Origin of the sequence: Agromyces sp. NPDC056965, from assembly GCF_042673425.1 — a bacterium.
Classification (GTDB): Bacteria; Actinomycetota; Actinomycetes; order Actinomycetales; family Microbacteriaceae; genus Agromyces.
Genome location: NZ_JBHURI010000102.1, coordinates 1 through 12,616, shown reverse-complemented (window position 1 = coordinate 12,616; position 12,616 = coordinate 1). Strand labels below are relative to the sequence as shown.

Annotated in this window: 14 protein-coding genes; 6 read left to right on the top strand and 8 right to left on the bottom strand. The window is 71.8% G+C overall.

Features of this window, described 5'->3' with window-relative positions; translation table 11 throughout:
* Both ACFTQE_RS18310 and ACFTQE_RS18305 read right to left on the bottom strand, forming a co-directional pair.
* A partial coding sequence (locus ACFTQE_RS18310; protein WP_376926410.1) for an ATP-binding cassette domain-containing protein occupies positions 1 to 526 on the bottom strand: 526 nt, incomplete at its 3' end.
* A gap of 221 nt (positions 527 to 747) precedes the next feature.
* Positions 748 to 1,548 (bottom strand): alpha/beta fold hydrolase, encoded by an 801-nt coding sequence (locus ACFTQE_RS18305; protein WP_376926409.1) that lies wholly within the window; start codon positions 1,546 to 1,548, stop codon positions 748 to 750.
* A gap of 96 nt (positions 1,549 to 1,644) precedes the next feature.
* Here ACFTQE_RS18305 and ACFTQE_RS18300 point away from each other — a divergent pair, with 96 nt between their 5' ends.
* From ACFTQE_RS18300 to ACFTQE_RS18290, 3 genes are all read left to right on the top strand, one after another.
* Positions 1,645 to 2,274, top strand: coding sequence for a TetR/AcrR family transcriptional regulator (locus ACFTQE_RS18300; protein ID WP_376926408.1), 630 nt, complete (start codon positions 1,645 to 1,647; stop codon positions 2,272 to 2,274).
* 63 nt (positions 2,275 to 2,337) lie between these two features.
* Entirely contained in the window at positions 2,338 to 3,861 is a 1,524-nt protein-coding gene (locus ACFTQE_RS18295; RefSeq protein ID WP_376926407.1) for an ATP-dependent DNA ligase, read from the top strand.
* Positions 3,862 to 3,909: 48 nt separating this feature from the next.
* Positions 3,910 to 4,845: an aldo/keto reductase family oxidoreductase gene (locus tag ACFTQE_RS18290; RefSeq protein ID WP_376926406.1), complete on the top strand. Its 936-nt coding sequence runs from the start codon at positions 3,910 to 3,912 to the stop codon at positions 4,843 to 4,845.
* An 82-nt stretch (positions 4,846 to 4,927) separates the two neighbouring features.
* On the opposite strand, the gene ACFTQE_RS18285 is transcribed toward ACFTQE_RS18290, so the two are convergent.
* The gene (locus ACFTQE_RS18285; RefSeq protein WP_376926405.1) at positions 4,928 to 5,254 is read right to left on the bottom strand and encodes a hypothetical protein; all 327 of its coding nucleotides are present in this window, start codon (positions 5,252 to 5,254) and stop codon (positions 4,928 to 4,930) included.
* A gap of 137 nt (positions 5,255 to 5,391) precedes the next feature.
* Here ACFTQE_RS18285 and ACFTQE_RS18280 point away from each other — a divergent pair, with 137 nt between their 5' ends.
* Positions 5,392 to 6,258 (top strand): intradiol ring-cleavage dioxygenase, encoded by an 867-nt coding sequence (locus ACFTQE_RS18280; protein WP_376926404.1) that lies wholly within the window; start codon positions 5,392 to 5,394, stop codon positions 6,256 to 6,258.
* Here the strand turns inward: ACFTQE_RS18280 and ACFTQE_RS18275 are convergent.
* The 4 genes from ACFTQE_RS18275 to ACFTQE_RS18260 all read right to left on the bottom strand — a co-directional run bounded on the left by ACFTQE_RS18275 (position 6,242) and on the right by ACFTQE_RS18260 (position 10,203).
* Positions 6,242 to 6,760, bottom strand: coding sequence for a gluconokinase (locus ACFTQE_RS18275; protein WP_376926403.1), 519 nt, complete (start codon positions 6,758 to 6,760; stop codon positions 6,242 to 6,244). The two genes, ACFTQE_RS18280 and ACFTQE_RS18275, sit on opposite strands and share 17 nt — an antisense overlap.
* Before the next feature lie 43 nt (positions 6,761 to 6,803).
* The gene (locus tag ACFTQE_RS18270; RefSeq protein ID WP_376926402.1) at positions 6,804 to 8,969 is read right to left on the bottom strand and encodes an ATP-binding protein; all 2,166 of its coding nucleotides are present in this window, start codon (positions 8,967 to 8,969) and stop codon (positions 6,804 to 6,806) included.
* Between the two features lie 65 nt (positions 8,970 to 9,034).
* Entirely contained in the window at positions 9,035 to 9,274 is a 240-nt protein-coding gene (locus ACFTQE_RS18265) for a hypothetical protein (protein ID WP_376926401.1), read from the bottom strand.
* A gap of 32 nt (positions 9,275 to 9,306) precedes the next feature.
* Positions 9,307 to 10,203, bottom strand: a complete 897-nt coding sequence (locus ACFTQE_RS18260; RefSeq protein WP_376926400.1) for a class I SAM-dependent methyltransferase — start codon at positions 10,201 to 10,203, stop codon at positions 9,307 to 9,309.
* A 179-nt stretch (positions 10,204 to 10,382) separates the two neighbouring features.
* Between ACFTQE_RS18260 and ACFTQE_RS18255 the strand changes: the two genes are divergently transcribed.
* Positions 10,383 to 11,174 carry a siderophore-interacting protein gene (locus ACFTQE_RS18255; protein WP_376926399.1) on the top strand — a complete coding sequence of 264 codons (792 nt, stop codon included), beginning with the start codon at positions 10,383 to 10,385 and terminating at the stop codon, positions 11,172 to 11,174.
* A gap of 9 nt (positions 11,175 to 11,183) precedes the next feature.
* Here ACFTQE_RS18255 and ACFTQE_RS18250 read toward each other — a convergent pair whose 3' ends face one another.
* Positions 11,184 to 11,540: a cupin domain-containing protein gene (locus ACFTQE_RS18250; RefSeq protein WP_376926398.1), complete on the bottom strand. Its 357-nt coding sequence runs from the start codon at positions 11,538 to 11,540 to the stop codon at positions 11,184 to 11,186.
* Between the two features lie 91 nt (positions 11,541 to 11,631).
* Here ACFTQE_RS18250 and ACFTQE_RS18245 point away from each other — a divergent pair, with 91 nt between their 5' ends.
* On the top strand, positions 11,632 to 12,612 hold the full coding sequence (locus tag ACFTQE_RS18245; protein WP_376926411.1) for a DUF5937 family protein: 981 nt from the start codon (positions 11,632 to 11,634) through the stop codon (positions 12,610 to 12,612).
* The last annotated feature ends 4 nt before the right edge of the window (positions 12,613 to 12,616 follow it).

The following is a 12,616-nucleotide window of genomic DNA, read 5'->3' as shown; positions in this document are numbered from 1 at the left end:
AGGCCCGCGAGCGCTCGCCGCCCGAGAGGCTCGCCCAGGGGCGAGCACGGTCGAGGCCGCTGACGCCGAGCGCGGCGAGGGCGACGCCCAGGCGATGGTTCGCCGCGTGCCCGTCGCGGGCGGCGAACCGCTCGACGAGCGCGCCGTACTCGTCGAGCGCCTCGGCGAGCTCGGACCCGTCGAGGCCTGAGAGTGCCGCCTCGGCGGCGGCCACCTCGTGTTCGAGCGCGCGCAGTTCGGCCAGTGCGGCGTCGAGTGCCTGCTGCACCGTGGCGGATGCCTCGAGGTCGAGCACCTGCGCGAGGTGTCCGATGCCGCCGGGCGCGGTCACGTTGACGACCCCGTCATCGGGTGCGAGACCGCCGCCGATGAGGGCGAGCAGGGTCGACTTGCCCGAGCCGTTGTCGCCGACGATGCCGACGCGCTCGCCGGGTCGCACCGCGAGGTCGATGCCGTCGAGCACGAGGCGGTCGGCGAACCGCTTCGTGACGGTGCGCAGGGTCAGCTGCAATGCAGATCGGTACATGGGAGTCCCTTCAGGGGACCCGGGGTCGCACGCGGCAGGCCGGCGGAATCGAGGCCGGTGGCGGGCAGCACGGCGAAGCGGAGGAACGACGCCCGGGATTGGTCCGTGAGGTGCGCGCGAGGCGCGCATCGGAAACCGCGGAGCAGAGCTCGACGCGATCGACCACCTAGGAGTGAATCAGGGTACCCATCGACAAGACCAGAACGCAGACGCGCGAGCAGCTATTCCCGATCGCTGCGCCGGGTAGCCGCGGCGTGCACGAAGGCGGCGAGTTCTGCAGCCATCGACTCCGGCTCCCAGCCGTGCTCGCTCCCGGGCATCGCCTTCCACGTCGCGCCGGGGATCGCAGCGGCGATGGACTCGGCGGCGGGCGTCATGATGTCGTAGGTCTGTTCGCCGACCATCGCCAGCACCGGCACCCGGATGCCGCCGAAGAGTTCGGCGTGCGGCGCGGACTCGGCCCAGGCGAGCGACTCGCCGTCGGGTCGCAGGCTCGGCGCCTGATCGATCATGGCCGGGATGCTGCGGACGATCTCGAGGATCTCGGGCGGCATGTCCCGCATGTAGGCGTCGAGTGCGCCGCCGTGGTCGCCGGCGTCGATCAGGCGATTCACCTCGTCGGCCCATTCGCGCCCGCCGCTGCCCGGCGGGGCGAGCGGCGCCTCCCAGAGCGCGAGGCCGTCGACGGCGAGCCCGTCGACCGCGGCGCGCAACGAGATCGAGCACCCCGAGGAGTGGCCGCAGAGCACGGCGTGGCCGCCGGCGGCACCGATCAGGGCCTCGATCGCGGCGAGTTCGCGCTCGAGTGTGATGACGCCCGAGGCGGCGCTCTCGCCGCGGCCGACCCGGTCGTACACGATCGCCGTGACGCCGAGGTCCGCGAGGAGCTCGGCGGTCCTGGTGGTCTCCGGGTCGATCTCCCGCCACGGGCCGGCGCCGGCGACGAAGACGAGTGCGGGCCCGGAGCCGCGGCGATCGTAGGCGATGCGATCGCCGGTGGTGGAGACGACGAATTCCGACATGGTGCTTCCCTCTCTCGGAGACGATGCTCGAACTGGACTGACCAGTGTGATTTGATCAAACTAGACTGTCCAGTACTGAACGTCAAGGGAGGACGCATGGCCGGAACGAACGAACCGACTCGTTCGGAGCGCAAGCGCCGCGCGATCCTCGCCGCCGCGGAGGACCTCTTCCTGCGGAACGGATACCTCGGCACGAGCATGGACGAGCTCGCCGAGCTGTCGGAGGTCTCGAAGCAGACCGTGTACGCGCACTTCGGCAGCAAGGAGTCGCTGTTCGTCGAACTCGTCTCGTCGATGACCGCCGCGGCGGGCGACGGCCTGCACGACCTCGACGGGCATCCGGCCCCCGACGACGACGTCGCCGGGTATCTCGCCGGCTACGCCGCCGACGAGCTCGCCGTCGTGATGACTCCGCGCCTCCTGAAGCTCCGCCGACTCGTCATCGGCGAGGTCGAGCGCTTTCCAGACCTCGCTCGCACGCTCTACGAGAACGGACCGGCGCGCGCCATCCACTCGCTCGCGGTCACGATGGCCGCGTTCGCCGAGCGCGGCCTGCTCTCGGTCGACGACCCGGTCGAGGCGGCGACGACCTTCAACTGGCTCGTCATGGGGGCACCGATGAACGAGGCGATGCTGCTCGGCGACGGGGCGATCCCCGATGCCGCTGCCCTGCAGCGTCATGCGGCGAACTCCGCGCGGGTGTTCGTCGCCGCCTACGGCGCCTGACGCGAGCCGGCCAGTGTCGAACCGTCGCGTCGGCATGTCGGACGCCGGTGGCAGACTGGCCCCGTGCTGCTCGACGAACTCGTGCTGACCGCCGACACCGTCGCCTCGACCCGCTCGCGCCTCGCGAAGATCGAGGCGCTGGCCGAGTTGCTGCGCCGACTCGAACCCGACGAGATCGCGCCGGCCGTCGGGTTCCTCGTGGGCAAGCCGCGGCAGGGCCGGGTGGGCATCGGATGGCGCGGCGTCGCCGCCGCGACCGGGGAGCCCGCCGCCGAGCCGTCGCTCACGGTGGGGGAGCTCGACGCCGCGCTCGACCGGTTGGCGGCGACCTCCGGTGCCGGTTCGTCGGGCGAACGCGCCCGCGAACTCGGCGAGCTCATCGGGCGCGCGACCGAGCGCGAGCAGGGCTTCATCGGCCGAGTGCTGCTCGGCGAGGTGCGCACCGGCGCGCTCGAGGGCGTCGTCACCGACGCGATCGCCAAGGCGGCCGAGCGCCCGGTCGCCGGCGTGCGCCGCGCGGCGATGCTCTCGGGCGACCTCGGCGAGACGGCCCGGCTCGCGCTCACGGGCACAGAGGCCGAGCTCGACGCCGTCGGCCTCGTCGTCGGGCGGCCCGTGCTGCCGATGCTCGCCGCCACCGCCTCGAGCGCGGCCGCGGCGCTCGAGGCCACCGGCGAGGCGTCGGTCGAGTACAAGCTCGACGGCGCCCGGATCCAGGTGCACCGCGCGGGCGACGAGGTGCGCGTCTTCACCCGCAACCTCGCCGACGTGACCCGGCGACTGCCCGAGGTCGTCGACGTCGTGCGGCGGCTCCCGGTGCACGACGTCATCCTCGACGGCGAGACGCTCTCCCTCGATGAAGACGGGGCGCCCCGCCCGTTCCAAGACACGATGTCGAGCTTCGGGGCCGAGTCGGCGAGCGAGACGGTGCTGCATCCGTGGTTCTTCGACGTGCTCCACGTCGACGGGCGCGACCTGCTCGACGAACCGCTCTCGACGAGGCTCGCCGAACTCGAGCGCATCGCGCCCGGGCATCGCATCCCGGGTGAGATCACGGCCGACCCCGCAGTGGCCGAGCAGGTCTCAGCCGATGCCCTCGCCGCAGGTCAGGAGGGCGTCGTGGTCAAGGCGATCGGCTCGCCCTATGCGGCGGGCCGACGCGGGTCGAGCTGGATCAAGGTCAAGCCCGTGCTCACCTACGACCTCGTGGTGCTCGCGTGCGAATGGGGCTCGGGCCGGCGCACGGGGTGGCTGTCGAACCTGCATCTCGGCGCCCTCGACCCGGTCGGCGAGTTCGGCGAGCCCGGCGGCTTCGTGATGGTCGGCAAGACCTTCAAGGGACTCACCGACGAGCTGCTGCGCTGGCAGACCGAGCGCTTTCCGCAGATCGAGACCCGGCGCACCGAGCACACCGTCTGGGTCGAGCCGAGCATCGTCGTCGAGATCGCCATCGACGGCGTGCAGCGTTCGAGTCGCTATCCCGGTGGCATCGCGCTGCGGTTCGCACGGGTCAAGAAGTATCGCGACGACAAGACGGCGGCCGAGGCCGACACGATCCAGACACTGCGCGGCCTGCTGCGCGCCTAGTGTGGATGCCGGGCCCGACGATCGACCGTCGGGAAGATGAGGAGCACCGTGAAGACCATCACTCTGGCCGGAACCGAGATCGCCGCACCGAACGTCGTGCTCGGTCTCATGCGCATCTCCGACAAGAGCGACGACGAGGTCCGCGAACTCGTGCGCACGGCGCGCGACGCGGGCATCGACTTCCTCGACCACGCCGACATCTACGGCACCGAACTGCACGGCTGCGAGCGCCGCTTCGCCGAGGCGATGCAGCTGACCCCGTCGCAGCGCGCCGAGCTCACGATCCAGACGAAGGCCGGCATCGTGAAGGACGGCCCGTACTTCGACTTCTCGTACGAGCACATCATCGAGTCGGTCGACGGTTCGCTCGCCGCCCTCGACACCGACTACATCGACATCCTGCTGCTGCACCGCCCCGACGCCCTCGTCGAACCCGAAGAGGTCGCACGGGCCTTCGACGAGCTCGAGGCCGCCGGCAAGGTGCGGGCGTTCGGGGTGTCGAATCACACGCCCCGCCAGATCGACCTGCTGAAGCGGTACGTGCGCCAGCCGATCGTCGCCAACCAGCTGCAGCTCTCGATCACGCACTCGCCGATCGTCGCCCAGGGCATCGCCGCGAACATGCAGTCCGAGGCGCAGTCGGTCACGCTCGACGGCGGCGGCATCGTCGACTACTGCCGCCTCAACGACATCACGATCCAGGCGTGGTCGCCGTTCCAGGCCGGTTTCTTCACGGGGGTCTTCCTCGACTCGCCCGAGTACGGCGAACTCAACGCCGTCATCGACCGCCTCGCCGCCGCCTACGACGTGCCGCCCATCGCGATCGCGACGGCGTGGATCACCCGCCACCCGGCGAACATGCAGGTCGTGCTCGGCACGACGAGCCCCGAGCGCGTGGCCGGAGCGGCGCTCGGGTCGGAGCTGCCGCTCACCCGGGCCGAATGGTACGAGCTCTTCCGCGCCGCCGGGCACCTCGTGCCCTGACCGTCGCCGGGCGGGGCACCTCGTGCCCTGACCGTCGTCGGGCGCGCCGAGGCATCCGTTCGGCCGGTGCGCGGCGCCGCGTCTACGGCGTGATCGAGTCGACGAAGGCGTGGGCCTCATCGGCGATCTCGCGCCACCGATCGACGCCGTCGTCGAACGGCACCACGGCCCATTCGCGCATCGGGCGGCCGCGCATGACCATGTTGTCGAGCTCGAGTTCGTCGATGCGCGCCTCGGGCAGTTTCACCACGAGGCCGCCGCTGTTCGCGACGAAGGCGAAGAGCTTGCCGCGCACCGAGACGCCGTCGGAGCCGAACATCCGAGCGATCGCGACGTCGGGGCGTGCCAGCAGCTCGGGTGAGATCTCGTCGAGTCGGGCGCGGCCCGTCTCCCGTGCGCTCGTCGGCATGGTGTGCTCCCTCCGACCTCCATTGTTCGCCGACCGGCCGATGAGCGGAACCCCCATAGGAACCTCATCGGGGGCGCACAGCACGACCACTGCGCCGCTGTCCATGCTGGTGCTCCGTTGAGACGAAGGAGCAGCACATGACGACCGACCCCCGCTGGATCGACGAGCACGGGGACGTGATCGACGAGGACCACCGCGGCCTCGTCTACGACATCCGCACCCTCGTCGACCGCCGCCGCATGCTCGGCATCTTCGGCGGCATCGGGCTGACGACGCTGCTCGCCGCCTGCGCGGGCGGCGAGCCGGAGCCGAGCGCGAGCGCCACCGCGAGCGGCACGGCGAGCCCGTGGGCGTCGGCGTCGGCCGAGGCGTCAGGCCCCCTCGACGAGGTGCCCGACGAGACCGGCGGGCCCTACCCGGCCGACGGCTCGAACGGCGTCGACGTGCTCGACGATTCGGGCATCGTGCGCAGCGACATCCGCTCGTCGTTCGGGTCGTCGACGACGGTCGCGCAGGGCGTGCCGCTCACGATCGAACTGACGGTGCGGGATGCCGCGACGGGCAGCGCCCTCGTCGGTGCCGGGGTCTACCTCTGGCACTGCGACCGCGACGGCGCGTACTCGCTCTACTCTCGCGGCATCGAGCACGAGAACTACCTGCGCGGCGTGCAGGAGGCCGACGCCATGGGCACCGTGCGCTTCACCTCGATCTACCCGGCCTGCTACTCGGGCCGGTGGCCGCACCTCCACTTCGAGGTGTACTCCGACGTGGCGAACGCCGTCGCGTCGGGCCCGATCGTGAAGACCTCGCAGATCGCGCTGCCCGAAGAGGTCAACGGCGTCGTCTACGCCACGAGCGGGTACGAGCAGAGCGTGCGGAACGTCTCGCGGGTCAGCCTCTCGAGCGACAACGTGTTCGGCGACGACGGCGGGATCCACCAGATCGCGAGCATGTCGGGCTCGGTCGCGGGCGGATACACCGCCGCGCTCACGATCGGGGTGTGATCGCCTCGGCCGATGCATCGAGGCCGGCGACGGCGCGGTCGACGATCTCGGCGGGCGCACCGTCGACGTCGACCGTGATGCCGGCCTCATCGGCCGCGAGCGGCTCGAGCACCGCGAGCTGGGAGCCGAGCAGGCTCGCCGGCATGAAGTGGTCGATGCGGGCGGCGGCCCGCGTCGCGAGCAGCGAGTCGGAACCGTGCAGGTGCACGAACACCGTGGTGGGTGCCGCGTGGCGGAGACGATCGCGATACGAGCGCTTCAGCGCCGAACAGGCCATCACGACTCCCGTGGCGGCGGCATCGAGCTCGGCACCGACCGCGTCGAGCCATGGCTCGCGGTCGGCATCGTCGAGCGCGGATCCCGAGGCCATCTTCGCGACGTTCGACGCGGGGTGCAGCTCGTCGGCGTCACGGAACGGCACGCCGAGGCGCTCCGCCAGCGACCGGCCGACGGTGGACTTGCCGACGGCGGAGACGCCCATGACGACGATGCGAATACCCATGACGCAGTTCTAGCATCTGCGGACCGGTCGTCGCCCGCGGTCGTCACCGCGCAGCCGCACCGAGGCGCTCCCGGATCGCGGTCTGGTTCGCGCGATCGCCCGCGGAATCGGCGAACCCGAGCGCCTGCTCGAGCAGCACCGCCCGTCGACCCGGCTCCGCTCGGTCGGCCTGCAGGATCAGGCTGCGGGTCGTGCACCGCACATCGCCGAGGCGTCGGAAGACGTCGACGAGTTCGTCGATGCCGGTCGTGATGCCGGGCACCCCGAGCATCTGCTGCACGAGTTCGGCGTGCGCGAGCTCGTGGTCGTTGCCCGCCGCTCGCGCGTAGGCCGCGCATTCCGCCGCCCACGCGATCGCCTGCTCGGTCTCGAGGCCCGACTCGGCCGCGGTCAGGGCCATCATGTACCGGGCATTGCTGACGTGCGTGGCGTCGCCGGCGCGGGCGTATCCGTGCATCGCGGCATCGAACTCGGCGATGGCCGCCGCCGCATCGGCGAGCTCGGGGCCGCGCACGGCGATGCCCCGCATCTGGTGCACGGCGGCGAGCTCCCACTCGTCGTGCAGGGCGAGCGCGAGGCGCTCCGCGATCGCGAGATGGGCGACGGCGTCGTCGGTGCGACGTCGATACGCGGCGGCGAGACCCGCGAGATGGTGCGCCGCGAGCTGCGACCGATCATCGTCGGCGATCGCGAGGGCGCGCTCGGCGAGCTCGTCGACGAGCTGCACGTCGAAGTACGAGAGCGCGTTGCCGATCGCCAGCAGCTCATCGGCCGAGGCGGTCGACAGCAGGCGCTCGTCTCGCGCCGCCATGGCGAGCGTGCGCACGCTGTCGACATCCGATCCGTACTGCTCGATGCCGATCGCGAGGTCGGCGGCGAGCGGCAGTGCGCACGGATGCCCCGCGGCCATCGCCCAGCGCAGCGCGGCGTTCACCTCGGGGCAGATGCGGGCCGAGAGGCTCATCGCCTCGTGGCTGTCGTCGGTGCGGGCGCGTACGACGAACGTCGATGCGAGGTCGGCGTAGTACTCGGCGTGCCGCTGGAGCACGTCACGGACGTCGGCCGGATCGCTCCGCGCCAGCACGTACTCGCGCATGACCGCGAGCAGCCGGAACCGCCGCGGATGCCCGCCGGCGGGCACGAGCATGGAGTGGTCGAGCAGGCGGAGCACGACGCCCTCGGCGCCGGGGTGCGTCACCGCGGCCGCCAGGTCGACGTCGAAGGTGCGGGGGAGTGCGCCGAGGCGGCAGAGCACGTTCCGCTCGTCGTCGGTGAGGAGGTCCCACGTCCAGTCGAACGCCGTGTCGAGGGTGCGGTGCCGCCCCACGGGCACCGCGCGGTCGAGGGTCGTGAAATCGCGCTCGAGACGGGAGGCGAGCTCGGCCAGGGAGAGGTGCCGCGCGCAGGCCGCGGCGAGCTCGAGTGCGAGCGGCAGGCCGTCGAGTCGAGCGGCGATCTCGCCGGCGAGGTCGCGTTCCGCCGGACTGCTGACGAGCCCTCGGGCGCCGAGGCGCTCGAGGAGCATCTCGGTCGCCGCGGCGTCCGTGCCCGACGAATCCAGCGGCGCCAGGCTGTGCACCCGTTCGCCGGCATCGCCGATCGGGGTGCGCGAGGTGGTCAGCACCCCGAGGCCCTGCGTGCTCGCCAGCAGCCGGCCGACGACCTCGCCGACCGTCGGCCCGACGCGATCGACGTTGTCGAGCACGAGCAGGTACGGGCGGGCCCCGAGCGCGACCGCGAGGGCGGCCGTGATGTCGGTGCCCTGGCTCGACTCGAGGTCGAGCGCCCGCGCGATGCGGGCGACCACGTCGCCGGCCTCGGCGTGCTCGAGCTCGACGACGATCGGGGCCCGCTCGCCGTGCCGCCGGCTCGCGAACTCGAGTGCGAGCCGCGTCTTGCCGACGCCGCCCGGCCCCACGATGGTCACCCAGCCGCTCTCGTCGACGAGGTCGGCGACGGCGCCGACATCGGCGTCGCGGCCGACGAAGGCGTTGCGCGGCAGTCGAACGGATGCCTCATGCCGCTCACCCGCCGCTGCGACGAGCGCCGCTCGGCTGTCGGCGCCGAGCTTGCGTCGGAGGCTCGCGACGTGGCTCTCGACCGTGCGCACGGAGATGAACAACTCCGCTGCGATCTCGGGGTTGCTGAGGCGCCGCTCGATGGCGGCGAGCACCGCGCTCTCACGCGGCGTGAGCGATTCGCCCGCCACGAGGCCCAGTGTAGGCGCGTGTGCCGCGCGCCGCACCGGGCCGGTCGTGGTGCCGGGGACTCGAGTCACGACGCGACGGGGGTGGGTCCTCCGCCGTGGCCGGCTCCGAACAGGGCGGTCGTCGACAGTGCGAGCCGGCGACGCCACCGCACGAGGAACGGCGGGCGCGAGACATCCGTCACGTGCGGCTCCGTGTTCTCGGCGGCGCGTTCGGCGATGAGCCTGCGCTGCTCGAGCTCGCGGTTCAGGCGATCCTCGCCGCGGTGGTGCAGTTCGAACACGAGGTAGTCCTCGCTGAGGTACATGATTCTCCTTCGGGGGGATTCGCCGACCGTGGTCAGGTTCGGCGGGCGGTGACCAGCAGGTACTCCCACTGCAGGGCATCGCCGGTGGTGCGGAGACCGTGGGAACGGGCGAGCTCGACGAGTGCGTCGTCGAGGGCGCGAACCTGGTCGGGGTCGTCGGCGATGCGGTGGTAGACCGCGATCGTCGGTCCGTAGTTCCGCTTGAAGTAGTCGCGGAACTCCTCGGGCGAGGCGAAGTGATCGACGGTGACGTGCTGCCGTCGCGCCTCGAACTCCTCGACGTCGTCGCCGAGCAGTTCGCGCACGTGCGATTCGTCGCCCCAGAGCGGTGCGGGCTCCGCGCCCTCCGGCAGCGGGGCGGCGAACGGCTTCATGGTCTTGAACATCTGGCCGATGAAGCCCTCCGGTGTCCAGCTCAGCACGCCGATGCGTCCGCCCGGACGCGTCACGCGGAGCAGCTCGCCGGCGGCGCGACCGTGGTGGGGCGCGAACATGACGCCCACGCACGAGATGGTCGCGTCGAACGCGTCGTCGTCGAACGGCAACGCCTCGGCATCGGCTTCGCGCCACTCGAGCTCGGCCCCGGCCTCCTGCGCCCGGCTTCGGCCGGCATCGAAGAGCTCGGGGGCCAGGTCGCTCGCGACGACGACGCCGCCGCGGAGCGCGGCGGGGATCGCCGCGTTGCCGGAGCCGGCGGCGACGTCGAGCACCCGGTCACCCGGGTGCACGTCGACCGCGTCGACGAGCAGCGGTCCGAGGCTCCAGATGAGGTCGGCGGCGAGCGTCGGGTAGTCGCCCGAGGCCCACATCGCACGGTGCTTCGTCTTCAGCACTCGATCGGCCGTCGTCGGGTCGGTCGGGCTCGAGCCGGGCTCGGGCGATGCGGTGGTGGTGGCAGCTGCGGCTCGCGCGGCCGGTGATTCGGTCATAGTCGTCTCCTCGACGCACTCGTGAATGGGGATGTGCGGCAATCGTGCGCGCTGCCGACCGCCGCCGCATCCGTGCTGCGCACTGAGGTTTTCTCAGTGCCTGCGCTGGCCGGAATTCGGGGTGGTGCGAGTTTGGGGCCGAAAGGTAAGGTAAGGGTTACCTAACTCAGGAGGCTTCGTTGGCGATCAGCAACATCGAGATCACGCACGCGACGACCGGTGTCGTCGAGGTGGAGGTCGCACGTTCGGCGCGCATCTCACCGCACTTCGTGCGGCTGACCGTCGCGGGCGACGATCTCGCCGACTGGCGTCATCTCGGGTTCGACCAGTGGTTCCGACTCGCGGTGCCCGTCGCCGACGACACGAGGTTCGACAACCTCTCGGGCACCTACGACATGGCGGGCTACCTGCGCTACCTGACGCTGCCGCGGGCCACGAGGCCGATCATCCGCAACTACACGGTGCGCGAGTTCCGGCCCGGGCCGCTCGAGCTCGACATCGACTTCGTGGTGCACGGCGACGACGGCATCGCCGGGCCGTGGGCCGACAGCCTGCCGATCGGGGCATCGGTCGCCCTCATCGACCAGGGCTGCGGCTACCGGCCGGTCGATGCCGATCGAACCCTGCTCGTCGGCGACGAGAGTGCGATGCCCGCCCTCCTCGGCATCCTGCGCGATCTCCCGCGCGACACGCGAGGCGACGCGCTCATCGAGCTCGCCGACATCGACGACCGGCAGCACGTCGAGGCGCCCGACGGCGTCGACGTGCACTGGATCGTGCGGCGACCCGAGCAGGCGCCCGGCGCGGCCAGCCTCGAGCACCTGAAACAGCTACCGGCGCTCGAGGGCTCCGTGTACGCGTTCGCGGCCGGGGAGTCGAAGCTCGCGACGGGCGCCCGCCGCCACCTCGTCGGCGAACGCGGCGTGCCGAAGGGCAATGTCACCTTCTGCGGGTACTGGCGCGCGAACTGACGCTCGGCGCTACTCGGCGAACTCCTGCACGATGACGTCGGATGCGTGGATGCAGACCATCCGCAGGCGGCCGGTGCCGGTCGCGACGAAGCGGTGCCATGCTCCGGCGGGTGCGGTCGCCGTGTCGCCCGCGGTCGCGGCGAACTCCAGCTCGCCGATCGTGAGCAGCACCTCGCCCTCGAGCACCACCCAGGTCTCGGGGTACGGGTGGCGATGCAGGTCGGGGCCCTGCCCGGGGTCGTTGTCGACGAGGAAGTACGAGACCGCGGCCCCGTGACCGCGCCCCTCGAAGCGGAGCGTCCGGCCGGAGCCGAGCCGGATGGCGTCGGCCGGCACGATCGGCGGGATCGATGCGGTGGTGGTCATGGGAAGTCCTCTCGTGCGCTGCGTCCGGTGTTCCGGTGAGAACAGGCTGCGCCCGCGGCATCCGCCTCGGTAGCATTTCGATGTGGATCGAATGTTCGCGGACTTCCGGCTGGCACCCGATGACATCTCGGCGATCCGGTTCGGCATCTCGCCGGGGCACGAGCTGAGCCATGCGATGCGAGTGCTGCAGCGTCCCGACGAGCAGCCGGTGCAGTGGGGCTGGCTGCGGAGCGTGCGGGGCCGGGTGCCGCACGACGCATTCGAGCTCATGGCCGTGATCATCGGCGAGGCCGGGTACTTCCCCGACTTCCTCACCGCAACGCCGAGCTGGGACCTGACCCCGGCCGACGAGGCCGAACGGCTCGCGGCGGTGCCTCCCGAGCTGCTGCGGGCCGACCTCACGAAGATGCTCGCCCGATCGACCGGCGCTCGGAACGAGGCCATCGGCCGCATGATCGAGCAGCCGCTGCAGGCGCGGGCCATGATCGCCGAGGCGTGGGGCGAGGTCTGGCAGGCCGTGCTCGCACCCGTCTGGCCGCAGCTCGAGCGGCTGCTGCGCGCCGACATCGCCGTGCGCGCCCGACGGATGACGACCGAGGGCATCGCCGCGATGGTCGGCGGACTGCACGAGTCGGTCGCCTGGCACGGAGACGCCGTGCGAGTGCGGCTGCGCAGGCACAGCGAGCTCGTGGACTGCCGGGGGAGCGGCCTCGTGCTCGTGCCGTCGGTGATGGGGGGCCTCGGCTGTGCGGTGCTCACCGAGCCGCCGGCCCAGCCCACGCTCTTCTACCCGGCGCAGGGGGTCACCGCGACCTGGGCGAAGGACCCCGCGGCGGCCTCGCGATCGCTCGGAGCGCTCATCAGCCCGGCGCGCGCCGAGATCCTCCTCGCCGCGCACGACCCGCGCACCACGACCCAGGTCGCGACCGACAGTCGCCTCGCCCTCTCGACCGCATCGCATCACCTCCGTGTGCTCCGCGAGAGCGGCCTCATCGCGAGCGAGCGCCACGGCGCCCGGGTGCTGCACGTGCGCACCCCGCTCGGCGAGGCGCTCGTCGGCGCCACGATCTGAGACC